This window comes from Alkalibacterium sp. m-11 (genome assembly GCF_054658155.1).
The window spans coordinates 1-7296 of the sequence record NZ_BAAGIR010000100.1 but is presented as its reverse complement, the minus strand read 5'-3'; the positions used below and the strand labels follow the sequence as shown (position 1 = coordinate 7296).

The following is a 7296-nucleotide window of genomic DNA, read 5'->3' as shown; positions in this document are numbered from 1 at the left end:
ATTATCCGAACAACAAGTAACGGCGTTGCTCGATCAATTAATCGACACATTACCGGCGGCATTCAAAGAAATTTTGATTGGAAATCAGTCAAACCAAGAACAAATTGCTGCGTAATTTCTTTGGTGAAGGTTAATCCGATAGGATTGTGAAGCATTTATTAGGGTGCGAAACTTGAGTTATTATGAACTGAATATAGATGGTCTGAAAAATATTTTTTCTGTGGGGAGATGCCTTGTATAACATCTTTAAAAACTAAGATTACCCTAGCCTTAGATCTCAGATAATCCGTTTTTGGTTTTTGATAGGGGATTGTTTTGGTTACTGAATAGTAATAGTGAGATAATGCCTTGTCTATATTCTCGCTAGCCACTAAATAAGAATCATTAAATTTTGACATAATTTTAATATAAAAATTTTGCGTGCGATGATTAGGGTAATGATCCTTAATATACTTTTCAAACTTCTGTAGTAATTTATCTGCATCTTCACAACCGTCGGTTGAAATACTCATGGAAATCCCTCCTATAATATGTACCTCAATTATTTGCTATTGACTCATTAATGTAAAGTAATATCTATCAGAAAACCGTTCAATAGTTCATATCACGGAGGACTTCACATTATTTTCAACTTAACATTAAAGTTAAAATCGCGTATAATTCTCTTTTCCAATGGCTTTAACGTCGGTTGTTCATTTTGGTTGCCTGAGTGAATCACGAAAGAAAGGGGCAGCCCGTTACTATCCATGAACAGACCCATTTGAACAAGGGGGTTAGGGCGATTCTCTTTAGACATGCCGTATTGTTTTAAGCCTTCGGCTTCTTCAATTTCAAAATAGAAATTCGTGCAATCGTAATATAATACCTGTTGGTTACGTTCCACAATTTCTAAACTGTTCTGATAGACCATTTCTTCGATAGTATTTGATTCTTCGGCTAAAACATCTAGGGCACGATAAATGTGCTAGGATTCTACTTCGTGCGCTTCAAGTAAATCTTGCGCACACTCAAACGTTCCTTTCTTTGACCGGGGATTCAGTATACGCATATAAATCAGTCGAGAGAGTATCGTGTTTAAGTCATAAGAAAAGTTGTGTTTGTCTGAAATGATGCGGCAGACCTTATCCAGCTTTAGTTGATGATAAAGGGATTGTAAAAATAAATACCCGACATTGAATGACCGTTGGTCATTTTTAGGGATGGGTTTATGGGGATCAAATTTTGCTACAATCTTGGCCTTTTTTCGCCTCTTTTTTATCGGTATAGAATGCTTTTCTACAACTCGTGCAGTATCGGACTTTACTTTGTGATGCAAGCTCGTCCATCCTAATTCAGCCTTCATATGAGATTTCTGTTCGTCTGTGCGAGTGTTTGCCTCCGGCTTCCTTCAGATTCCACCTCACGGGGGACACCCTTGCCATTATCTAACAGTTCCTACTGCCAAGCATGTAGTGGACTTTCACCACCAAGTTAGCACCCATGCCAGGCGCACATCAAAATAAAGATGCTGATAAAAATTCACCAACATCTTTATTTCGAATATTATTCACTTCTTGAAAATTTATAGAGACTTATTTTTGAGTATAAAAATCTACTCACTTACCAATGATTGGCCATTTGTCTTAATTACTTCTTGGTACCAGTAGAATGAGTCTTTTGGATATCTTGCTAGAGTTCCCTTATTATAATCATCTAAATCTACATAAATAAATCCGTAACGTTTAGACATCTGAGAAGTTGATGCACTTACTAGGTCGATACATCCCCATGATGTGTATCCCATTAACTCTACACCTTCATTTATTGCATCATTCATAGCTAAGAAATGATCTTTAAAATATTGTATACGATAATCATCATGTACTTCTCCATCAATTAATTCATCTTTACTACCCATTCCGTTTTCGACAATAAATAGTGGGATTTCATAACGATCATATAAATCAATTAGAGCTATCTTTAATCCTTTAGGATCAATTTGCCATCCCCATTCACTAGTTTCTAAGGATGGATTTTTTACACCATCCGCTACATTACCACCTACTTTTTCACGTTCCTCCTCATGAATAGACGAAACTAGCGACATATAATAACTAAATGACAGAAAATCAACTGTATATTCTCTTAATACTTCAATATCTTCCTCTAAAATAGGAATATTAAAGTTCTCTTTTTCAAAATAATTCAAAACATGTTGTGGATATTTTCCTCTAATTTGAACATCAGAATAAAAGAAATTATCCCTATTTATTTTCTGAGCTAATTCAATATTCAGCGGATCACTGTTTTCAGGATATGTTAATAATCTAGTTAACATCGCTCCCATTTGTGCCCCGGGAATAATTTTTCTCATTGCTTTTGTCGCTAAAGAACTAGCAACAAACTGGTGATGAACCGCAGTATAAATAGCTTCTTCCGCATCTTTTTTATTAGTGTACTTTTCTTCAACAACCCCAACAGTCGTAAAAGCATGTCGGAATACACTATCAATTTCATTGAATGATAACCAATATTTAACCTGATCTTTGAACTCTCTAAAGCATACTTCACAGAATTTTACAAAGAAATCTACTACCTCTCTAGAAACCCATCCGTCATATTCATTAACTAAATAGAGAGGCATTTCATAATGGGATAATGTGACTAAAGGCTCAATATTGTTTTTTCTCATTTCATCAAACATTTTTTTATAAAATTGAATCCCTTTTTCATTTGGTTTTTCTTCATTTCCATTCGGAAAAAGTCTTGTCCAAGCAATGGATACTCTTAATGTTTTAAAGCCCAACTCACCAAACAACTTTAAGTCTTCTTCATATCTATTATAAAAATCTATCCCATGTCGTTTAGGATAATACACTTCATCATCAGTAGCCATCGCCTTCTTTATATCATCAATACCAACATGCCATTGACTTTTATAGTCCTTTACATCAACTTCTGGCTTAAACATCGCAACATCCGCTACTGACATACCCTTACCATCAACATTCCAGGCTCCTTCAAGTTGATTGGCAGCGGTTGCGCCACCCCATAAAAATCCTTCTGGAAAATTAATTTTAGTCATTATTTACTCTCCTCTAGCTCTGGTTTAATTCTATTCTCAGCTAAAACAAATGGAATATAGCATACAATACCAACTACTAGAATAATCAATTGCACAATTACCCCTGACAATCCATACCCTAAAAATGCGTTTAACCCCAGTGGAATCCCAAATGGCACGTCTACAGTATTTGGTGAAATGAATCCGATATTGTTAAAGAATAAAGCAATAGCAGTACCTATTCCTGATGAAAAAACAAATGGTATTGCAAATGTAGGATTCAATACTAATGGTAGTCCAAACACAATAGGCTCACTGATACCAAATAATCCTGGAATTAATGAAATTTTTGCTATAGCCTTTGAATCTTCATTTTTTGAAAATAACAATAATGAAATAATTAATGATAAAGTAAGTCCGGCTCCCCCTACTACCATAAAAACAATCCAGAATCCCATAGTTACTGGATTAGAAGGTTCTAAACCTGCATTCAATTCATTAATATTTTGTGCTAAAGCCGCTATTAACAAGGGATTTCTTACAGGTGATACTATTAATCCACCATGAATACCTACTAACCAAAATACTTGCGATAGAACTACTAATATTATTATACCAGCTGGTGTCTGTACTATAGCTTCTAATGGAGCCTGAATAATCGCATAGATATATTCGTTTAAATAATTTCCTGTTGCTAAAACAAATAGTTGTCCAGCGATAGATGAGATTATTAAAGTTAGTGCAATTGGAATTAATACGTTAAACGATTCAGTTATTCCTGCTGGAACACTTGGTGGCATTTTGATTATAAGTCTATCAATGTTGGTTAACTTGCTGAACAATTCAACAATAAGAATTGTTGAAATCATTCCAACAAATAGTCCTGATGCATTTATCGCACTAACCGGTAACCCGGCTGCTAACTGTGAAGCTCCTTCTAAAACGACCTCAACACTTTGTGGAATGACACTTATATAGGTCGCTAAGGCCAATACACTACTAGTAACTGGATTAACTTTGTTCGCTTGGCCTAAGACTGCACCAAGTATTACAGGAATAGCTAAAGACATACTATTTAACGTCGCAAAATTCATAGCATCAAAAGCTGGAGTTAGAGCTCCTAACCATTCAAACATACTGAACTGAGCAAGTCCTGTTGTCGGACTGGATAATAAAACATTAAATAATGTTGAAAACGATCCAACAATTACAAATGGCATATATAGCGTAAAGGTTCTCTTTATAGCTGATAAATACTTATTATCATCGACCCATACGGCTACATCATGAATTATTTCAGTAAATTTTTCCATTGCTGACATAGTGGTCTCTCCTCTTTATTATTCTTTTATTAATTCCTCTGCGAACTTCAATACTGCCTCACCATCACCACGACCGTAATCAATTGCTTTAATGACTGCCACTGGAGCCTTGTCACCCACGATACGTTTTACTTTCTTTAAAGTATGTGCCACTTGTGGACCTAGTAATAACACATCAAAATCATCCAACTGGTCCTCAATCAAACTTTGATCTGCCGCCCAAATTTTATAGTCTTTCCCTTGTTCTTTAGCCGATTCCTCCATCTTGTTCACTAAGATACTTGTAGACATCCCTGCAGCACACGCTAACATTATTCTCATTATAATTCCTCCTAAATTAATTTATTATGATGTAATACTTTGTAGATAGAAATAAATTCCTGAGCATTATCCATACTGGTTAAAGCTATTGATAAATGATCCTGAGCATGTATTAATAGTATGTTTAATTCCGTTTTTTCCCCCTTTGCTTCTGCTTGAATCAATGACGTTTGACTTTTATGTGCCTGCTTAAATGATTCCTTTGCCTCAGCCACTAATTTTTCTGCTAAATCAAAATTACCATCTCTAGCTTCTTCAGTTGCCAACATCGCTTTAGATCTTGCATCACCTGCATGTAAGATTAACTGAAACTCTCGTTCATAATTATCCATTTAATGACCTCCACCATTATTTTCTTTGATATCTTCTATAAAATTATTGTAATTTTTTTCTTTTATAATTTTGTTGATTTTATAAGAATTCACAAGGTAACTACTTATCGCCTGATAAAATAGTTGTAAACTGTTTTTATCATTTTTTCCAATCATAAATATCATAATAAATTGAACTTTTTTCTTGTCCCATTTTATTGGATGTTCTAATATTGAAATAATAGATTGGGTCTCTATATCAAATTGTTCAAATGGATGCGGAATTGCTACTCCATTACCTATTTCAGTTGAAAATAACTCCTCTCGCTTTAAGATTGATTCTAATAATTGATCAGGCAGTTCCTTAATTTGATTAGCTCTCTTTATCATTTCCCTAATTACTTCATTTTTTGTATCACCTTTAATATCCACAAAAAATAAATCTTCGGAGAAAAAACTCTCTATCTGCTTCTCTCTATCCTTTTCTATCAACAAATTTTCTATATTATTGAAATCCTCTTTTGTTAAAAAGTAGTTAACATGCAGTGAAGGTATCTCATATTCTTTACGAAGTGATGTTGTTGAAATCAAACAATCATATTGTGATAATTCAATACGGTCCACATTAATTGAATCACTAACATTTGTGCTTTTTATATATTCTCCATACTTTTCCATAATTTGATATTCAAGCATCTTTGCTGTTCCAATACCTGTGCCACAGATAATTAACACTCTTTTCTTCCTAATTGTTTGTTTTGGTTCTCTAACTCTCTGAAGTCCCAAATTCAAATGTAGTGCCAATAGTGCAATCTCATTCTCATCTAGTTGCTTCCCATACTTATTCGAAATTACCTTACTCGCTTCATTCGATAAAATGTAGCCTAAAGGAAAATTCTTTTTAATTTCTTCCACCAAAGGATTCTCTATTTTTATGTTATATTCTAACCTATAATTTAAAGGCACTAGATGCAGAGCCAGATTTCTTGTTAACTCAATATTATTACTCATATCAATATGAAAAGAGTTTTTAATAAGAATTAGCATTTCGTTAACCATTTCCAATATTTCATCAGAGATTACAATTTTTTTCTTATTCGCAATCACCTGCTTGGCGGATAATTGAATCATTAACATATAAATTTCTATAACAGGTAGGTCAGTATCAATTACTGTACTTATATAATCTGCCAACTCTTCAGCTATAGATTTCACTTTTGGCGAAAAATCATTTAGATGATTCTCATCAAATTTAGATCGATCATACTTATTATTTTTTATCCTATTTATCATGATATAAATGTGAACACTGAGATTTTCAAAACTATTATCTGATAAGTGATAATAGTTTTTAGCCAATATCCTTTTTATATTCAGCTCAATTTCATTGCAATTTATAGCATCTTTTCCATCAAAAAGCATTTCTAACCAATTCATTTTCCTTATTTTCATAGAAAAATATTTTCTCAAATCTGATTCTTTCCCTTGAATCAAATACCCTTTACCTCTAACATTTATGAGCTCCAAATTATGGCTAGCAAGTTCTTGTCTAATAGAAACTAAATCATTTCCTACAGTTGAGTAACTTGAATATAATTTTTCTGAAAAATCCTCTAGTGCTATTGGTTCTTCAGATAACAATAAACTTAATATGATATATTCCATTCTTTGTTGAGGCTCACTAAATATTGGGGTATTCATTTCATGAAAGTTTTTATTCCATAAATCCTGATCCTGTATTTCCAAAGAAATACCAACCCTTGGCCTACTTTTAATTACCCCTCCTTTGGATTGAATATCATCTCCGTACTTTTTGATTCTACTTAAAATTGTTTTAGTTGATAATCTTAAATTATCTGCAATTTCAGCACTACTTACTGCTGTATCTCTTTTTTCAAGAAATCTTATTATCTGTAAGAACGTTTTATCCAAAACCAATGCCTCCTCTCAAAAATAAATATAATACATAATGTCTGCGCTTTCATTCAATGCTTTTCCTCATTAATGTGGAAACTTTTATTTTTCTATTTTAACCTGAATAATTCATAGTACCTTGTCAGAACAGGCATTTACCCCGCTTTAATAAGGTTTATCAATCTATTCCTTATTCACCCGTTGGGTGAAGAAAAAAATATACAAAAAGAGCACACTCTATGTTATTGTAAAGTCGACCAAAACAACAAAAACAAGAGGTGTGCTCAATGTCAACTTTACAAGAAAAGCAACTACAATTCAATCCCCATTTGGTTATGTCAAACGATGGCGGTCAATTATCCAATGATTCCGGTCTCCTTTTACT

The 7296-nt window shown here is 33.4% G+C and carries 8 protein-coding genes; all 8 read right to left on the bottom strand.

Going from position 1 to position 7296, the window contains the following annotated elements; all coding sequences use genetic code 11:
• Window positions 1-158: 158 nt before the first annotated feature.
• Complete coding sequence (locus ACYQ2O_RS09385; protein WP_459770920.1) at window positions 159-512, bottom strand: hypothetical protein; 354 nt, start codon at window positions 510-512, stop codon at window positions 159-161.
• Window positions 513-616: 104 nt separating this feature from the next.
• The gene (locus ACYQ2O_RS09380; protein ID WP_459770932.1) at window positions 617-961 is read right to left on the bottom strand and encodes an IS1634 family transposase; all 345 of its coding nucleotides are present in this window, start codon (window positions 959-961) and stop codon (window positions 617-619) included.
• Window positions 962-964: 3 nt separating this feature from the next.
• On the bottom strand, window positions 965-1315 hold the full coding sequence (locus tag ACYQ2O_RS09375) for a hypothetical protein (protein WP_459770921.1): 351 nt from the start codon (window positions 1313-1315) through the stop codon (window positions 965-967).
• A gap of 276 nt (window positions 1316-1591) precedes the next feature.
• Window positions 1592-3064, bottom strand: coding sequence for a glycoside hydrolase family 1 protein (locus ACYQ2O_RS09370; RefSeq protein ID WP_459770923.1), 1473 nt, complete (start codon window positions 3062-3064; stop codon window positions 1592-1594).
• Window positions 3064-4365 (bottom strand): PTS sugar transporter subunit IIC, encoded by a 1302-nt coding sequence (locus ACYQ2O_RS09365; RefSeq protein WP_459770925.1) that lies wholly within the window; start codon window positions 4363-4365, stop codon window positions 3064-3066. Before ACYQ2O_RS09365 ends, ACYQ2O_RS09370 begins: the two co-directional genes overlap by 1 nt.
• 18 nt (window positions 4366-4383) lie before the next feature.
• Window positions 4384-4686 carry a PTS sugar transporter subunit IIB gene (locus tag ACYQ2O_RS09360; protein WP_459770927.1) on the bottom strand — a complete coding sequence of 101 codons (303 nt, stop codon included), beginning with the start codon at window positions 4684-4686 and terminating at the stop codon, window positions 4384-4386.
• 11 nt (window positions 4687-4697) lie between these two features.
• Entirely contained in the window at window positions 4698-5018 is a 321-nt protein-coding gene (locus tag ACYQ2O_RS09355) for a PTS lactose/cellobiose transporter subunit IIA (RefSeq protein ID WP_459770929.1), read from the bottom strand.
• Complete coding sequence (locus ACYQ2O_RS09350) at window positions 5019-6929, bottom strand: BglG family transcription antiterminator (protein WP_459770931.1); 1911 nt, start codon at window positions 6927-6929, stop codon at window positions 5019-5021.
• Window positions 6930-7296 lie beyond the last annotated feature (367 nt).

Coding starts and splice junctions, on each gene's coding strand:
- ACYQ2O_RS09370 (WP_459770923.1), bottom strand. CDS start 3,064: ATGACTAAAATTAATTTTCCAGAAGGATTTTTATGGGGTGGCGCAACC.
- ACYQ2O_RS09360 (WP_459770927.1), bottom strand. CDS start 4,686: ATGAGAATAATGTTAGCGTGTGCTGCAGGGATGTCTACAAGTATCTTA.
- ACYQ2O_RS09355 (WP_459770929.1), bottom strand. CDS start 5,018: ATGGATAATTATGAACGAGAGTTTCAGTTAATCTTACATGCAGGTGAT.
- ACYQ2O_RS09365 (WP_459770925.1), bottom strand. CDS start 4,365: ATGTCAGCAATGGAAAAATTTACTGAAATAATTCATGATGTAGCCGTA.
- ACYQ2O_RS09385 (WP_459770920.1), bottom strand. CDS start 512: ATGAGTATTTCAACCGACGGTTGTGAAGATGCAGATAAATTACTACAG.